Raw genomic sequence first — 14095 nt, 5'->3', positions numbered from 1 at the left:
GGTGTCCCCCACGCCCCTCGACACGAACGGAGTTTTTGGATGACCAATTTCAAGACGCTCGACGATCTCGGCGACATCCGCGGCAAGGTCGCGCTGGTGCGGGTCGATCTCAACCTGCCGATGAAGGACGGCCGGGTCACCGACGATACCCGCGTCCGCGCCGCAGTGCCAACCATCCTCGAACTCGCCGATGCAGGCGCGAAAGTTCTTCTGCTGGCGCACTTCGGCCGGCCCAAGGGTGAGCGCGTCTCGACGCAATCGTTGAGCATGGTGGTCGAAACCGTGCGCAACGTGCTCGGCCGCGAAGTGATGTTCATCCCTGAAATCGCCGGGCCGGTAGTGGCGCAGGCGATCGGCATCCTGGGTGAGGGCGGCATCGGCATTCTGGAAAACACACGGTTCTGGAAGGGCGAGGAAAAGAACGATCCCGACCTGGCCAAGGCGATCGCCGCCAACGCCGATTTCTACGTCAACGATGCCTTTTCCGCCGCGCACCGCGCGCACGCTACCACCGAAGGCCTCGCGCACGTGCTGCCCGCTTACGCCGGCCGCGCGATGCAGGCCGAACTGGAAGCGCTCGAAAAGGCGCTCGGCAAGCCAGCGAAGCCGGTCGCGGCAGTGGTCGGCGGCGCCAAGGTTTCAAGCAAGCTCGACGTGCTCAAGCACCTTGTCACCAAGGTCGATCACCTCATCATCGGCGGCGGCATGGCCAACACCTTCCTCGCCGCGCGCGGTGTCGATGTCGGCAAGTCGCTGTGCGAGCACGATCTGGCCAGCACTGCCGAGGAAATCCTGACCGCCGCTGACGCCGCCGGCTGCACCGTCCACCTGCCTTACGATGTGGTGGTGGCCAGGGAATTCGCGCCCAACCCGCCATCGGTGCGCACCTGCAACGTCCACGAAGTCGCAGCCGACGAGATGATCCTCGACATCGGCCCCGCCGCCACCGAAGCGCTGGCCGATGTGCTGAAAACCTGCCGCACGCTGGTGTGGAATGGGCCTCTGGGTGCATTCGAAACCCCGCCGTTCGACACCGCCACCGTATCGCTGGCGCGCACCGCTGCGGCGCTGACCGGCGAAGGCTCGCTGGTCTCGGTAGCGGGCGGTGGAGACACAGTGGCCGCGCTCAACCAGGCGCGCGTGGGCGATCAATTCAGCTATGTCTCGACTGCGGGCGGCGCCTTCCTGGAATGGATGGAAGGCAAGGACTTGCCCGGCGTTGTTGCACTGCAACGGTAATTACGCCAATGTGATGAAATGCATAGTCAATTGGCGATAGAAGACACGATTGTTGCCGACTCCACGTATGTCTCAACGCGGTCTCAACAACATCGTTACGTCACCCTTGATGGTATGCGCGGCATAGCCGCGCTGTCGGTTGCCGCTCATCACTTCGGTGGTGGATTGATTTCAGGCGGTTATCTGGCCGTAGATTTCTTCTTCCTGCTGTCAGGCTTCGTGTTGATGCGGACTTATGGAAGCTGGTTGCAAGGTGGTGGACATCAGATTGAGTTCGCGCGAATACGGGTGATCCGTCTATTCCCGATCTATATTATCGGCTTATTATTCGGCGCCTGCTATACGGTTTTCGGAATTTTGCGGCACTGGCAAGCATCGATAAGCTGGTTTGAATTGACGACAAGCGTATTCTTCAACCTTTTCATGTTGCCTGCACCGTTCAGCCCGGCGTTATTCCCAACAAATATGCCCGCCTGGTCGTTGTTTTATGAGATGCTTGCCGGTCTGGCCTTGCCAGCCTTGTTGGTTCGTCGTTCTAACATGGCAATCCTCGCTTTTTGCGCCGTCGCTGCGATCGCAATCACGTTGGTAGGATATCGCCTTGTTGGTTCTCCTGATGCTTTGGGGTTAGATCATTCCCCCCTGATTCGAGGGCCGACTTGGGAGGTATGGTATTTGGGCTTGATGCGGATGGCATTTTCATTTCCACTTGGCGTCGTCATTGCACGCCTGACTTTATCGCAGGGTCGCAGGATCTCGAACTGGGTGGTTTTGTTGATTGTATTATTGGCTAGCATTTTCGCAATTTCGGTGTCGGGAATGGCGCGTTTATGGTACGATTTGATTTGTATCTTTGCGATATTTCCTGTTATTTTGATCTTTGCAAGCCGAATAGAACCAAAAGGTGTTGTTGCAAAAATTGCAAGATTTGGTGGTAACATATCCTTTGCTCTATATGCCGTTCACGCGACTTTATGTCGGCTTGCCTGGTACTATTTGGAACAACGATTTGCCATTACAGCGGGGATTTCACTGCTTATCTACCTTGCAGCTTCAATCGCGCTCGCCTGGTCGATAGCGACTTGGATTGACCCCCCAGTTCGCCGCCGACTGTCCAACCTTTTTGCTGACAAGGCCGAACAAGGCAGCTCGACACATCGAGTTTCGAGTTGCCGATTGTCGAACTGAGCTCGCACCCTGGCCACGCGCAATTGCATAGACCCCGTTGCGGCTCGGCTTTTGCCTCGCTAAGCGCAGCGCGAACCACTTGTGCATACCTATGCAAACCCAAGGATCCGCCCGACCATGAACACCTCCGAGATGACCGCCCAGATCGCAGCGGGCAACGGCTTCATCGCTGCGCTCGACCAGTCGGGTGGATCGACGCCAAAGGCGCTCAAGGGCTATGGCATCGAGGAGCACGAGTATTCGGGCGACGACGAAATGTTCGGCCTGATCCACGACATGCGCTGCCGGATCATCCGCAGCAAGGTGTTCAATGGCAACAAGGTGATCGGCGCGATCCTGTTCGAGCGCACGATGGATGGAGTGGTTGGAGACGGCAGCAAGGATGGCGTGCCGGTGCCGCAGGCGCTGATTGCCAAGGGCGTGGTGCCGTTCATCAAGATCGACAAGGGGCTGGAAGACGAGGCGAATGGCGTCCAGTTGATGAAGCCGATGCCCGACCTCGATGCGCTTTTGGCAAAGTCCAAGGCTTTGGGCGTGTTCGGCACCAAGGAACGCTCGGTGATCCAGTCGGCCAACCGCGAGGGCATCGCGGCGGTGGTCGCGCAGCAGTTCGAAGTCGGCCACCAGGTGCTCGCTGCCGGGATGATGCCGATGCTCGAGCCCGAAGTGAACATCAAGAGCCCGACCCGCGCCGAGATCGACCAGATCCTGCTCGAAGAACTGCTCAAGGCGCTCGACAGCATGCCCGGCACCGACAAGGTCATGCTCAAGCTCAGCCTGCCGGTGAAATCGGGGCTGTTCGATCCGCTGGTGGCGCATCCGCGCGTGCTGCGCGTGGTGGCGCTGTCGGGCGGCTATGCGCGGGGCCAGGCTTGCGTGGAACTTGCCAAGAACCACGGCATCATCGCCAGCTTCAGCCGCGCGCTGCTTGAAGATTTGCGCGCGCAGATGACCGAAGATGAATTCGACGCCTCGCTCGGCGCGGCGATCGATGAAATCCACTGCGGATCGACGCAAAAGACGGCGCCAGTCGCAGCCTGATCGGTCCGGTGACCGAGCCTGCGGTCACGTTCGACAATCACCGCGGCGTCGTGCCGATGCTCGGCGTATTCGCCGGACTGGCCACGATCGAACTGCTGGTTGTCCACCTCATGGCAGCGACGCATTGGCCGCGCCTCGCTTGGCCGCTGACCGCGCTCAACCTGGCGAGCGTGGTCTGGCTCGTGCAGTGGATCACGTCGTGGAAGCGGCTGCCGCACCGGCTTTGCGATGGTGTGCTGCGGCTCAACATGGGCTCGATGCGCCACATCGACCTGCGTCTTGCCGAGATCGCAGCCATACGCGCAGTCAGCGATGGTGCCGAGATCAAGGCGCGAACGACCCGCAATCTGGTGCCGGTGGCCTGGCCCAACCGGATCATCGACCTGAAATCGGCGCTGCCCGGCAGGAAGCAGGTTCGGCGAATCGCGATCCGGCTGGACGATCCGCTCGAATTCGACCGGGCCTTGCGCGATCAGGGTATCTCGGTCCCCTGCTAAGCCTGCGCCGAATGCTCAGATGTGGATCGCGCCCGGCTGCACCACGAATTTGAAGCGGTAGGCAGCGGGTTTGGTCGGGGTGCCCGACTTGGCCGGAGTGACCGCAACCAGCACCACGTCCTTGCCCCCGATCGATACCGGTTCGCCCATGGTCATTTCGCGAGTCAGCTTGGCGGTGAGCGAGGACATAGTCACACGCACAACCACCCGGCCGGCCCAGATGCACTGCACGCGCGCCGGGCAGCGGCTGTCCTCGATCACCGAAATCGGCGTGATCCGCATCGTGCCGACCACGATGGTGGACCCGAGCGCCGCAATTTGCGGATGCGGTGCGTCAGGTCGCGCCGATGCGGACGCGCAGCCAGCGAGGGTGCCGGTCAGGACCAGCGCGGCGAGTATGGTGGTGATCGGCTGTTTCATGGCCACGATCATGACAGGCGCCGATGAACCGTTCCCGAATTGTCGCCAGGCCCGCGAGGCGCTAGGGCGCGCCATGGCCAAAACCCAAATCTATCTCGTTTCGCCGCTCGAAGTCGGCGGTGCCTTTCCCGATCTGCTGGCGGCCGCGCTCGATGCCGGGCCGGTTGCAGCGTTCCAGTTTCGCGTGAAAGGGCTGGATGATCACGCTTGCGCCACCCTGGCGGAACCGTTGCAGCGGCTTTGCGCCGATCACGATACCGCGTTCATTGTCAACGATTCGGTGTCGCTGGCCAAGCGGCTGGCGGCCGATGGCGTGCACCTGGGGCAGCAGGACGGTTCGGTGAAAGACGCACGCGAGGAACTGGGCAAGGAGGCGCAGATCGGCGTGACCTGCCACGACAGCCGCCACATGGCGATGGAAGCGGGTGAACAGGGCGCGGATTACGTCGCGTTCGGCGCGTTCTTTCCGTCGTCCACCAAGGACACCACTCACCAGCCCGATCTGGAATTGCTGAGCTTCTGGTCGCAGATCTTCGAAATCCCCTGCGTGGCGATCGGCGGCATCACGCCCGCCAATTGCGCGCCGCTAGTCACCGCCGGCGCGGACTTCCTGGCCACAAGCCACGCGGTCTGGGGGCAGGGCAATGCCGCCGGTGTCGCCGCAGCGGTCAAGGCGTTTCACGAAGCGATCACCACCGCCCCGCGCGGCTGAGGAGCCAATCGGGGCTTCGCGCGTTTCTCTGTCCAGGCCGGCGCACGTGTTGCGTCTCATGTCAGAGAGAGTTTCCCTTGCGCATCATTCTCATAGGCGCGTCGTTGTTGGCGTTGACGGCGTGTCACTTCCAGGTGGGGGGCGACCAGAAGGACAATGCCTCGGGCACGTCCACTGCGGTGGCTGGCTCGGCCTCAGCCGCATCCACCGGGGCCGACCCGCTTGCCGCGCGCGATGCAGTGGTAGGCGCCAAGCTCGATCAGCCTTACCCCGACCCCGAACAGCGCCCGATGATGCAGGCGCAAGTGGTGCTCGATCGGCTGGGCTTCACCCCCGGGGTGGTCGACGGCAAGCCGGGCCTCTCCACGCGCAATGCCATTTCAGGCTTCCAGCAGGCGAACCAGTTGACCGCGACCGGCACGCTCGATCAGCCAACGCTGGCGGCGCTGAGCAGGTTCAACAACATCCCCGCAACGCGCGTGGTCACCATCCCGGCGGACTTCGCCGCGGGGCCGTTTGAAAAGATCGCCAAATCGCCCGAAGATCAGGCAAAAATGACCTCGCTTGGTTATGAAACGCTCGACGAAAAGCTGGCTGAGCGGTTCCATACCACGATCGAAACGCTGAAACTGCTGAACCCGAACGGCGTGCCGGTCGGCATGGCGGCGGCGGCGCCAGACGCAGTACCAGGCCCCGTCGGTTCGGCGTCCGGAACGTCCGATGGCGCAGCGGCGCAGCAGGTGCCCGCTTCGATGTTTCGCTCAGGCCAGCAGATCCGCGTTCCCAACGTTGGTGGCGATGCGGTGGATCAAGGCGCGGTCAGCGATGCGTCCTGGGGCCGGACATTGGCCGCGCTCGGCGTAGGCACCGCTCAGCCCAAGGTCGACAAAGTGGTGGTCAGCAAGTCGAAAGGCACGCTTTCGGCGTTCGACGATGCCGGCAAGCTGGTTGCGGTCTATACCGCGACGATGGGTTCGACTCACGATCCGCTGCCATTGGGCCAGTGGAAAATCCAGGGCATCTCGCACAATCCGCAATTTCACTACAACCCGGCGCTGTTCTGGGACGCCAAGTCGACCGCCAGGAAGGCGCTGCTGCCTGCCGGGCCGAACGGGCCGGTCGGCGTGGTGTGGATCGACCTCGACATCCCGCATTATGGCATCCACGGCACGCCGCATCCCGAAACGATCGGGCGCGCCGAAAGCCACGGCTGCGTGCGCCTGACCAACTGGGACGCGGTGCGGCTGGCGCAGATGGTCCATGTCGGCACGGCGGTGTCGTTTGAGGCCTGAGGTGACCGACCGCAACGACCAGCCGCCGCTGCGGCCGGTGCCGCGCTATGGTTTCGGCAAGCGGCTCAAGACTGCCAGTGTCTCGGCGCTGGTCACGTCGGTGTTCTGGATCGTGTTCATGGTGCTCTACTGGCCGCGCAGCGAGGCAGCAAACCCGCCCCCGGTGCTGCCCGGCGCTGCGCAGGCAGGGTCAGGCAGTCGGGCGGCTACGGCGCCGCAACGCGGAGCAGGAGTTGCCCGTTTGTACGACGGTCCGGCCGTCTATGTTGCGCCGCGCGAGGGGCTGAAGATGCCGGTCCAGAGCGTGGCCGCGAACCAGTTGGCCGACAATTACACGCAATCTCGGGGCGATGGCTCGCGCGCGCACAATGCGATCGACATCCTCGCCCCACGTGGCACGCCGGTGCTGGCGGCGGCTTCGGGAACGGTGGCAAAACTGTTTGCGTCCAAGAACGGCGGCAACACGGTTTACGAGCGCTCACCCGACGGCAAGGCGATCTACTACTACGCGCACCTCGACAGCTACGCCCCCGGATTGACCGACGGCATGCCCGTTACCCCGGGCCAAGTGCTCGGGTTCGTCGGATCGACCGGCGATGCCGATCCCGCGGCACCGCACCTGCACTTTGCGATCATGGTCCTGGCGGCCGGGGAGACTTGGTGGCAGGGGCGGCCGATCAATCCCTATCGGTATCTCGGCGGGCGCTGAGCGGCCATTGTGGTTTGAGGCAAGCGCGTTATGCCGTGGCATAAGGAGATTTGCCGATGGCCAGCGCGCCCGTAACCGAGACCGAAAGCCCACGTGAACTGACCCTGCGGGGCGTGCTCCTCGGCGCGGTGCTGACGGTCGTGTTTACCGCGGCCAACGTCTATCTCGGGCTGCGAATCGGCCTGACGTTTGCCACTTCGATCCCGGCGGCGGTGATCTCGATGGCGGTGCTGCGGACGTTTGCCGGCGCGACGATCCAGGAAAACAACATCGTCCAGACCATCGCTTCGGCGGCGGGGACGTTGTCGGCCATCGTGTTCGTGCTGCCCGGGCTGGTGATGATCGGGTGGTGGAGCGGGTTTCCTTACTGGCAATCGGTGGCGGTGATCGCAATCGGCGGAGTGCTGGGGGTGATGTATTCGGTGCCGCTGCGGCGCGCGCTGGTGACCGGTTCGGACCTGCCCTATCCCGAAGGCGTGGCGGCGGCCGAAGTGCTCAAGGTTGGCGCGGGCGTGGGCGGGGCCGAGGAAAACCGGCGCGGGCTGGCGGCGGTGACCGTGGCAGGGCTGTTGGCGGCGTTCTATCCGCTGATGACCAAGCTCAAGCTGGCACCCGAAGGCAGTGCTTGGACCATGAAGATCGGCGCAGGCGGAACCACGTTTTCGGCCGGGTTCTCGCTGGCGCTGGTTGGCGTCGGGCACTTGGTCGGGCTCGCCGTCGGCATCGCCATGCTGGCCGGCATCGTAATCAGCTTCGTCGCGATCCTGCCGGTGATGACCGCGGGCGGGCCACCGGCCGGGACCGACATGGCCGCTTTCGTCTCGACCGTCTTCCGCGCGAAAGTGCGCTTCATCGGCGCGGGCACGATCGGTGTCGCCGCGATCTGGACGCTGTTGCGCGTCATCGGGCCGATCGTAAAAGGGATCGCGGGTGCCATGGCGGCATCACGCCAGCGCGGGGCAGCTGGCTACGAATCGCTTGAATTGACCGAGCGCGATTTGCCGATCGGACTGGTCGGCGCGACGATCGTGGTGCTGATGGTGCCGATCGCGTTTCTGCTGGCGGGCTTCGCATCGGGCGGGCCGCTGGCGCATGTGATGGGGCTTTCGATTGCAGTTTCGGTGGTTTACGTGCTGATCGCCGGCATCCTGATCGCCTCGGTAACCGGCTACATGGCAGGGCTGATCGGCGCGTCGAACAGCCCGGTTTCGGGGGTCGGCATTCTGGCGGCGCTGGGCATTTCGCTGCTGCTGGTGCTGCTCGTCGGGCGCGGCGGCGATGCGGCGGCGACCAAGGCGCTGGTGGCGTTTGCGCTGTTCGTCACCGCGCTGATCTTCGGCGTGGCGACGATTTCCAACGACAATTTGCAGGACCTCAAGACCGGGCAACTCGTAGGCGCGACGCCGTGGCGGCAGCAGGTGGCGCTGGTACTGGGCGTGCTGTTCGGCGCGGCGGTGATCCCGCCGATCCTCGAACTGCTCAACACCACCTTCGGCTTCCAAGGCGCGCCGGGAGCGGGTCCGAACGCGCTGGCCGCACCACAGGCCGCGCTGATCTCGGCTATTGCGCAAGGCGTGCTGGGCGGCAATCTCGATTGGGGGCTGGTCGGGCTGGGCGCCGCGATCGGTGCAGTTGCGATCGCCATCGATGCTGCGCTGACGGCAAGCAAGCGCGGGTCCTTGCCACCGCTCGCGGTCGGCATGGGCATGTATCTGCCGATGGACGTGACGCTGCTGGTGATCGTCGGCGCCGTCACCGGGCATCTCTACAACCGCTGGGCCGAACGCCAGAAAGACCCCGCCTTCGCCGAACGCATGGGCGTGCTGACCGCGACCGGACTGATCGTGGGCGACAGCCTGTTCAATATCGTGTTCGCGGCGGTGGTGGCAGCGACCAACGACCCCGAAGTTCTGGCGCTCGGGAAGGGCTTCGCCGCAGCGACGCCCTTCGGCATCGCGCTGTTCGCGGGGATCGTCGGCTATGCCTATTGGCGGATGCGTCGCGACGCCAGCGCGCTGGTCAGCGGCTGAACGTCAGCCTGCGGGTTTGACAGCGGGGGCGATCTCGCCCGGTTCTCCGGCGCGGGTGAACTGGTTCGCCGCAGGGTCGCCCGCGCGCACGCAGCGCAAGGGCATATCCTTGCCCTGGGCATCGATGCGATGGACCGTCGCGGCGGATTCAAGATGGAAGCGATGCCCGCTGAGCGTGCCGGTGGTCATCACCAGCACGTCGCCCAGCAGCAGGTAACTCCCCGCCACGTCATCGCCCGTAATATAAGTCGAATCGGGCACAGTGGTGAAGCTTTCGGCCGGAACGGGTGCAGCCGGCGTCGCGGCATCGCCGGGCAATTCGCAGAACCATTTGCCCAGCTTTACCGTGCCGAGCTCGCCCCCAGGCGCCGCGTGCAACGGGGCCGCAGCGAGGCACAGCAGCAGCAGGGCGGGCGCGAGATGGACAAGCTTTGGCATGGCCCAAACCGCTAGCATGGTGCTGGCGCTTGAAGCAATCGACTCCGCCAGCTAAGGCGCGCGCTTTGCGGCATGAAGTCCCTTCCGGGATTCCGATTATGCGAAGGCTCTTTCCATCATGAAGATCAGCGGCGTGGACATCCGTCCCGGTAACATCATCGAATACGAAAAGGGCATCTGGAAGGTCGCCAAGACCCAGCATACCCAGCCCGGCAAGGGAGGCGCGTTCATGCAGGTGGAAATGAAGAACCTGATCGATGGCCGCAAGACCAACGTCCGCTTCCGCAGCCAGGACACGATCGAGCGCGTGCGGCTCGACACCAAGGACTTCCAGTTCCTGTACATCGATGGCGATGCGCTGGTGTTCATGGACCAGGAAAATTACGAGCAGATCAACCTGCCCGCCGATCTCGTCGGCGATGCCGCGGCGTTTTTGCAGGACGGCATGGAAGTCACGCTCGAAATGTACGACGATCGGCCGATCAGCGTGGCCTTGCCCGAACAGGTCGAAGCCATGATCGTCGAGGCCGACGCGGTGGTGAAGGGGCAGACCGCATCGTCCAGCTTCAAGCCCGCGCTGCTCGACAACGGCGTGCGCGTGATGGTGCCGCCGTTTATCGCCAGCGGTACGCGGATCATCGTCGACGTTTACGAGCGCACTTACGTCGGCAAGGCGAGCTGAATCATGTCAGCAGTATCGGGTCTCGTTCGCGTGATGGAGCGTGCGGCACGCAAGGCCGGCACGCGTCTGCGCCGCGATTTCGGCGAAGTCGAACATCTCCAGGTCAGCCGCAAGGGGCCGGCCGACTTCGTCTCGAAGGCCGACCAGGCCGCCGAACGCACGATCTGGGACGAGCTGCGCGCAGCCCGGCCCGGCTGGGGCTTCCTGATGGAAGAGGGCGGCGAGATCCTGGGCGACGAGGACAAGCCGCGCTTCATCGTCGACCCGCTCGATGGCACCAGCAATTTCCTCCACGGCATCCCGCATTTTGCGATCTCGATCGCAGCGCAGGAGCCGCGTCTGGATGGGAACAAGAAGATCAATGGGGGCTGGGGTGATGTCGTGGCAGGCATCGTTTACCAGCCAATCACCGACGAGAGCTTTTGGGCGGAGAAAACGCGCGGCGCGTGGTTGCAGGATCGGCGCCTGCGCGTTTCGGCGCGGCGGCATCTCGACGAATCGTTGATTGCCACCGGAATCCCGTTTTCGGGCCGTGGCGATATGGGCGAATGGACGCGGATCTATCACGCTATCGGTCCTGAAGTGGCGGGTATCCGCCGGTTCGGTGCGGCATCGCTCGATCTGGCGTGGGTCGCGGCGGGGCGGTTCGATGGCTATTGGGAATCGGCGTTGAAGCCGTGGGATTCGGCTGCCGGGTGCCTGCTGGTGCGCGAAGCCGGCGGGTTCGTATCGGATTATCAGGGCCGGTCGCAGCCGATCTGCGACGAAACCGTGCTGGCCGGCAACGACGGCCTGCATTCCAAGCTGCACAAGCTGGTGGCCGGGACGATGAAGCCCGCTGCTCGCGCTCCTGCCAGGTGAGCAGGGCTTGAAGACCGCGCGCACTCCGGTTAGGAGGCGCGCGCAACAAGGCCGTAAGGCCTGTGCCCCTGTGGCGGAATGGTAGACGCGTTCGACTCAAAATTGGGTTATACCTAAGAAAAGTAGGCAATTACCCAGCAAAACTAATGGTTTAGCTAAGGTCGAGACTCCGAAAAAGACTTACACAAGTCTTACACATTTTGGAGTTTTCGAAATGCCCGCTGAAAGCTATGTTTTGATGGATGGGGCGCTCCACGTTTATCGGCGTGAGGGCAGCCGCTTCTGGCAGTGCGCGACTTACCTTGGCAGCCGCAATCACCGGCAGACGACCAAGGAAACCAGCCTCGCTGCGGCCAAGGATTTTGCCCGCGACTGGTACATGGAGCGGTGCGTCGAAGATCGCCAACGCCGACGCGGTGGCGTCCGCTTGGCTGGCGGTCCCGTCCAGCCAGAGAATGTCGAACCCGAAATGCCAGTCGACCGGTCGGCCAGGACCGGGCGACCCCGCGCGCCGACTGGCCCAACTTTCGAGGATGCCGCGACCGCCTTCGCCAATGAGTTCGAGGTCATCACTCTCGGCGAGCGCAACGCCGGATATGTGAAATCGAAGTCCGACATTATCCGGGTTCATCTCATGCCGTTCTTCGGTGAGACGGCGCTTGAGGACATCACGGCTGGCAAGGTTCAGGAATATCGGTTGCACCGCCAGTCGTCGCGAATGGAAGTGAAGACCGGCAAACCCAAGCGGCCTGCCCGAGCGACCCTGCACCATGAGATTGTGACGCTTCGTCAGATTTTGAAGACTGCAAATCGCAAGGGTTGGATCGCGGCGATTCCGGATATGTCCGCGCCCTACAAGACGTCCGGCAAACTAGAGCATCGCGCCTGGTTCTCTCCCGAGGAATACAAGATGCTTTACGAGGCGACGCGCGAGCGGGCGAAGAACCCGCCCAAGCCGCGCTGGCGAGAGGTTTGCGAGACGTTCCACGATTACGTCCTGTTCATGGGCAACACCGGGCTGCGCCCGGATGAGGCGTCGCGCCTTGAGCTGCGCGACGTCAAGATCGTGGACGACGAATCGACCGGCGAGCGCATTTTGGAGATCGAAGTGCGCGGCAAGCGCGGGGTTGGCTATTGCAAGTCGATGCCCGGTGCGATCCTGCCGTTCGAGCGGGTTCGCAAGCGCAAACAGCTCAAGCCGACGGACCGCGTGTTTGGGAAATCACCTCGCGAATTGATGAATACTGTTCTCGACGAGCTGAATCTGAAATTCGACCGAGATGGGCATATCCGGACCTGCTACAGCTTGCGGCATACCTATATCTGCCTTCGCTTGCTCGAAGGCGCTGACATTTATCAGGTCGCGAAGAATTGCCGAACAAGTGTTGAGATGATCGAGAAATATTACGGGCGGCATCTAAAGAACAATATTGACGCTTCTGCTGTCAATGTTCGGAAAGCCCGACCCGCACCAGTTGCCGCACGGAAGAAGGCCCTGAAACCAACGAAATAGGTCGAGTAGTTCGCTTTTCACATTGCACATTTTGATCGGCTCGCTATAGGCATCCATCAGCGCGGGCGTGGTGGAATTGGTAGACGCGCGGGATTCAAAATCCCGTTCCGCAAGGAGTGTGGGTTCGATTCCCACCGCCCGCACCATCCAAGATAGCAGGCTCCGTAAAGTCCACTGCACGGTGGACAGGAGCCTGCATCAGCGGATCGAATTGGGTCGAACGACCCACGATCCGCTGCGCGAAATGACAACCGAACGGCATTGTCATGCTGGCACTTGGCAGACCATCCGGGATGCAGCCATCGCCACAAACTGACGCCGCGCAGCGACGCTCTGGCTCTCTGATCGTTACGCGCCCGCTCCATCGATCAACAAATCGACATATCGTGATCGATAGAATGCCATTCTATCGATCATGCGGGACGATCGACAGCTGCCGGTACGCCAGAAATGCGCCATTTGGTTGTGACAGCCGGGGATACCCAAGCCAAATGATCTGCCGCCCCGTTTGTAGATTGCGGGTAATGACTTTCGATGGCTAAACACTGTGCGTGTCAGAAAAAGAGAAATTAGAATCTTTCATTGCCGAATGGGCGCTTACCGGCGGCTCCGAGCTCGCGAACACGCAAAGCTTCGTGAACGGCCTTTGCGCTCTGATCGGAGTTGATCCGCCAAAGGGCAGCCGGGCCGACGACACGCACAACGACTATGTTTTCGAGCGCCGTGTGTTCCAGAAGGAAGCCGACGGCACCGAGAGTTTCGGACGCATCGACGCTTACAAGCGCCATTGCTTTGTGCTGGAGGCCAAGCAAGGCAGCGATGCCGACCGCAAGGCCGCTGAAATGGGTGAAGCCGACCTCGACATTTTTGGGCAGACTGCCGCCGCTCGTTTCAAGCGTGGCACCGCCAAGCGCGGTACGCCCACCTGGTCAAAGGCGATGGTCGAAGCGCGTGGGCAAGCCGAACGTTATGCCAAAGCACTGCCGATCGATCATGGCTGGCCGCCATTCCTGCTTGTCACTGACGTTGGCCACTGCATCGACGTCTATGCCGATTTCAGCGGCACCGGAAAGCAATACACCCAGTTCCCCGACGCCGCCCGCTTTCGCATCGCACTTGACGATTTGCGCGACCCGGATGTCCGCACCCGCCTTGCTAGCATCTGGACCGCCCCCATTAGCCTCGATCCCTCGAAAGAGGCCGCGCGCGTCACGCGGGAGATTGCCGGGCATTTGGCCGAACTCTCCAAGCGCCTAGAAAAGCGTGAACAGAACCCCACCCGCGTCGCCGATTTCCTCATGCGCTGCCTGTTCACGATGTTTGCCGAAGATGTCTGGACTTGTAACGGTTTCGTGCCGGTCACCTATCTCATTATGCCACCTTGGCCTCGAATGCGAGCGGGCTGATCCCGGCCAGATATGAGTGACGCCGCCGCGTGTTGTAGAACCCGTTGATGTACTGGAAGATCGCTGC

Annotated in this window: 15 protein-coding genes and 1 tRNA gene; 13 read left to right on the top strand and 3 right to left on the bottom strand. The window is 62.5% G+C overall.

From position 1 onward, the window contains the following. The first annotated feature begins 39 nt into the window (after positions 1-39). The 4 genes from Q0R16_RS13790 to Q0R16_RS13775 all read left to right on the top strand — a co-directional run bounded on the left by Q0R16_RS13790 (position 40) and on the right by Q0R16_RS13775 (position 3965). Entirely contained in the window at positions 40-1239 is a 1200-nt protein-coding gene (locus Q0R16_RS13790) for a phosphoglycerate kinase (protein WP_295637115.1), read from the top strand. 18 nt (positions 1240-1257) lie between these two features. Beyond that, the gene (locus tag Q0R16_RS13785) at positions 1258-2427 is read left to right on the top strand and encodes an acyltransferase (protein WP_295637112.1); all 1170 of its coding nucleotides are present in this window, start codon (positions 1258-1260) and stop codon (positions 2425-2427) included. Positions 2428-2544: 117 nt separating this feature from the next. Continuing rightward, positions 2545-3468 carry a fructose bisphosphate aldolase gene (locus Q0R16_RS13780; protein ID WP_295637108.1) on the top strand — a complete coding sequence of 308 codons (924 nt, stop codon included), beginning with the start codon at positions 2545-2547 and terminating at the stop codon, positions 3466-3468. A gap of 8 nt (positions 3469-3476) precedes the next feature. Beyond that, positions 3477-3965, top strand: a complete 489-nt coding sequence (locus tag Q0R16_RS13775) for a hypothetical protein (RefSeq protein WP_295637106.1) — start codon at positions 3477-3479, stop codon at positions 3963-3965. 15 nt (positions 3966-3980) lie between these two features. Here Q0R16_RS13775 and Q0R16_RS13770 read toward each other — a convergent pair whose 3' ends face one another. After that, positions 3981-4385, bottom strand: a complete 405-nt coding sequence (locus Q0R16_RS13770) for a hypothetical protein (protein WP_295637103.1) — start codon at positions 4383-4385, stop codon at positions 3981-3983. 73 nt (positions 4386-4458) lie between these two features. Between Q0R16_RS13770 and thiE the strand changes: the two genes are divergently transcribed. From thiE to Q0R16_RS13750, 4 genes are all read left to right on the top strand, one after another. After that, on the top strand, positions 4459-5097 hold the full coding sequence (gene thiE, locus Q0R16_RS13765; RefSeq protein WP_295637100.1) for a thiamine phosphate synthase: 639 nt from the start codon (positions 4459-4461) through the stop codon (positions 5095-5097). Between the two features lie 113 nt (positions 5098-5210). Then, complete coding sequence (locus Q0R16_RS13760) at positions 5211-6389, top strand: L,D-transpeptidase family protein (protein ID WP_295637097.1); 1179 nt, start codon at positions 5211-5213, stop codon at positions 6387-6389. Between the two features lies 1 nt (position 6390). Further along, positions 6391-7098, top strand: a complete 708-nt coding sequence (locus tag Q0R16_RS13755) for a M23 family metallopeptidase (RefSeq protein ID WP_295637094.1) — start codon at positions 6391-6393, stop codon at positions 7096-7098. A 56-nt stretch (positions 7099-7154) separates the two neighbouring features. Then, the gene (locus tag Q0R16_RS13750) at positions 7155-9128 is read left to right on the top strand and encodes an oligopeptide transporter, OPT family (protein WP_295637091.1); all 1974 of its coding nucleotides are present in this window, start codon (positions 7155-7157) and stop codon (positions 9126-9128) included. A 3-nt stretch (positions 9129-9131) separates the two neighbouring features. On the opposite strand, the gene Q0R16_RS13745 is transcribed toward Q0R16_RS13750, so the two are convergent. Then, positions 9132-9566 (bottom strand): hypothetical protein, encoded by a 435-nt coding sequence (locus tag Q0R16_RS13745; protein WP_295637088.1) that lies wholly within the window; start codon positions 9564-9566, stop codon positions 9132-9134. 118 nt (positions 9567-9684) lie between these two features. Between Q0R16_RS13745 and efp the strand changes: the two genes are divergently transcribed. The 5 genes from efp (at position 9685) to Q0R16_RS13720 (ending at position 14028) form a co-directional block, all read left to right on the top strand. Then, complete coding sequence (efp, locus tag Q0R16_RS13740) at positions 9685-10248, top strand: elongation factor P (RefSeq protein WP_295637086.1); 564 nt, start codon at positions 9685-9687, stop codon at positions 10246-10248. A gap of 3 nt (positions 10249-10251) precedes the next feature. After that, positions 10252-11109, top strand: a complete 858-nt coding sequence (locus Q0R16_RS13735) for an inositol monophosphatase family protein (RefSeq protein ID WP_295637084.1) — start codon at positions 10252-10254, stop codon at positions 11107-11109. 214 nt (positions 11110-11323) lie between these two features. Then, positions 11324-12622 carry a site-specific integrase gene (locus Q0R16_RS13730; protein WP_295637081.1) on the top strand — a complete coding sequence of 433 codons (1299 nt, stop codon included), beginning with the start codon at positions 11324-11326 and terminating at the stop codon, positions 12620-12622. Between the two features lie 61 nt (positions 12623-12683). Continuing rightward, a tRNA-Leu gene (locus tag Q0R16_RS13725) sits at positions 12684-12768 on the top strand. Positions 12769-13173: 405 nt separating this feature from the next. Beyond that, the gene (locus tag Q0R16_RS13720) at positions 13174-14028 is read left to right on the top strand and encodes a type IIL restriction-modification enzyme MmeI (RefSeq protein ID WP_295637079.1); all 855 of its coding nucleotides are present in this window, start codon (positions 13174-13176) and stop codon (positions 14026-14028) included. On the opposite strand, the gene Q0R16_RS19605 is transcribed toward Q0R16_RS13720, so the two are convergent. After that, on the bottom strand, positions 13994-14095 hold a 102-nt coding region (locus Q0R16_RS19605), incomplete at its 5' end, for an IS3 family transposase (RefSeq protein WP_366857042.1). The two genes, Q0R16_RS13720 and Q0R16_RS19605, sit on opposite strands and share 35 nt — an antisense overlap.

It is taken from the genome of Novosphingobium sp., assembly GCF_025351285.1.
Lineage (GTDB): Bacteria > Pseudomonadota > Alphaproteobacteria > Sphingomonadales > Sphingomonadaceae > Novosphingobium.
This window is presented reverse-complemented; position numbering and strand designations above follow the sequence as displayed.

Coding starts and splice junctions, on each gene's coding strand:
- Q0R16_RS13790 (WP_295637115.1), top strand. CDS start 40: ATGACCAATTTCAAGACGCTCGACGATCTCGGCGACATCCGCGGCAAG.
- Q0R16_RS13785 (WP_295637112.1), top strand. CDS start 1,258: ATGCATAGTCAATTGGCGATAGAAGACACGATTGTTGCCGACTCCACG.
- Q0R16_RS13780 (WP_295637108.1), top strand. CDS start 2,545: ATGAACACCTCCGAGATGACCGCCCAGATCGCAGCGGGCAACGGCTTC.
- Q0R16_RS13770 (WP_295637103.1), bottom strand. CDS start 4,385: ATGAAACAGCCGATCACCACCATACTCGCCGCGCTGGTCCTGACCGGC.
- thiE (WP_295637100.1), top strand. CDS start 4,459: ATGGCCAAAACCCAAATCTATCTCGTTTCGCCGCTCGAAGTCGGCGGT.
- Q0R16_RS13750 (WP_295637091.1), top strand. CDS start 7,155: ATGGCCAGCGCGCCCGTAACCGAGACCGAAAGCCCACGTGAACTGACC.
- Q0R16_RS13745 (WP_295637088.1), bottom strand. CDS start 9,566: ATGCCAAAGCTTGTCCATCTCGCGCCCGCCCTGCTGCTGCTGTGCCTC.
- efp (WP_295637086.1), top strand. CDS start 9,685: ATGAAGATCAGCGGCGTGGACATCCGTCCCGGTAACATCATCGAATAC.
- Q0R16_RS13735 (WP_295637084.1), top strand. CDS start 10,252: ATGTCAGCAGTATCGGGTCTCGTTCGCGTGATGGAGCGTGCGGCACGC.
- Q0R16_RS13730 (WP_295637081.1), top strand. CDS start 11,324: ATGCCCGCTGAAAGCTATGTTTTGATGGATGGGGCGCTCCACGTTTAT.